This window comes from Bradyrhizobium sp. 179, from assembly GCF_023073535.1.
In the GTDB taxonomy this organism is placed as follows: Bacteria; Pseudomonadota; Alphaproteobacteria; order Rhizobiales; family Xanthobacteraceae; genus Bradyrhizobium.
This window is the reverse complement of sequence record NZ_JADPJR010000095.1, coordinates 3376-4872: the sequence shown is the minus strand read 5'-3', so window position 1 is coordinate 4872 and position 1497 is coordinate 3376. Positions and strand designations below refer to the sequence as shown.

2 protein-coding genes are annotated in these 1497 nt (G+C 64.5%); both read left to right on the top strand.

From position 1 onward, the window contains the following. Positions 1-616: TetR/AcrR family transcriptional regulator (locus IVB12_RS21890; protein ID WP_247301750.1), on the top strand; the 616-nt coding region annotated here is incomplete at its 5' end. A gap of 1 nt (position 617) precedes the next feature. Then, the coding region (locus IVB12_RS21885; RefSeq protein WP_247301747.1) for an efflux RND transporter periplasmic adaptor subunit at positions 618-1497 on the top strand (880 nt) is incomplete at its 3' end.

Sequence of the window (1497 nt, the reverse complement as noted above, 5' to 3'; positions counted from 1 at the left end):
CGGCACCACGACCAAGAGCGTGGCGGCCGCCGCTGCTATTTCCGAGGCGCTGCTGTTCAAGCATTTCCCCTCCAAGGCGGCGCTCTACGCCGAGATCCTGAGCGATGAGTGCGAGGCGGAACCAGCATTGATGGAGCTGCTCGAGCGGGAGCCGTCGACGGCTGCCTTGGTCGAGCTGATCCGCGGCATGGTCCGGCACTTCCTTCAGATCGCCGACGGTCCCGACCAGGAGGAGGCGCAGCGCCTGCGACTGATGGCCACGAGCCATTTGGATGATGGCGAATTCGCCCGCTTGCTCTATGCCAAGATCGAGACGCTGATCGGGGCTGTCTTCGTCGCCTCGCTCGAGCGCGCGGTTGCCGCGGGGGACGCACGGCCGTGCACTGGCGATCCGCTCAACCTGTTCTGGTTCGCGCATCATTCGCTGATGACGGCGGCGCTGACCAGGCTGCCGGCCACGCCCTGTCTCGCTTACGGCAAGGCAAACGATCTGGAGCGGCAGCTCTGTGAGTTTCTCCTGAGGGGTATCGGACTTAACGACGCCGCAATTGCTGCGCATCTGGGCCACAATCAGGCCGCGAATGCCGGCAAGGCGGCGATTGCAGAAAGTGCATGACATGAACATCGTAGCCGAACACAAGATTTCGGGCCAACCGATCGACAACAAGGCTCCCAAGCGTCCGGTCCGACCGGTGCTGTGGTTCATCATCGTCGGCGCGCTTCTCGCCGCGCTCGTCGGTGGCCTCGTCTGGTTCAATTATTTCCGCGGCCAGATGATCAAGCAGTTCTTCGCCAACAACAAGCCGCCGCCGACCGCGGTGAGCGCGGCCGAGGCGAAGTCGGAGGTGGTGCCGAACCTGCTCACTGCGGTCGGCAGCCTTGTCGCCGTGCATCAGGTCGACGTCAGCGCCGATGTCAATGGCCGCGTCACCGAGATCAAGTTCGAGCCCGGTACGCGTGTCGAAGCCGGCACGCCGCTGGTGCAGCTGTTCGACGCACCGGAGCAGGGCGATCTCGCCAATTACAAGGCGCAGGCGACCGTCGCGCAGCTGTCGCTCGACCGCGCCAAGCAGCTGGCCTCGCGCCAGTTCGGCCCGCAGGCGACCGTCGATCAGGCTCAGGCCGCCTACGACCAGGCGCAGGCCGGCATCGCGAAGACCGAGGCGCTGATTTCGCAGAAACTGGTCCGCGCGCCGTTCTCCGGCGATCTTGGCATGCGCAAGGTCGAGGTCGGACAATATCTGACTGCCGGCACGGCGATCGTCTCGCTGACCGATTTGTCCGAGCTGTGGGCCAACTTCACGGTGACGGAAAAGGATTCTGGCAGCCTGAAGGTCGGCCAGACTGTCCGGCTCAGGGTGGATGCCTATCCGGGCCGCACCTTCGAGGGCAAGATCACCACGATCGAGCCGCAGATCGCGACCGATACCCGCAACATCCGCGTGCAGGCGACCATCGCCAATCCGGAGAAGATCCTGAAGCCCGGCATGTTCGTCA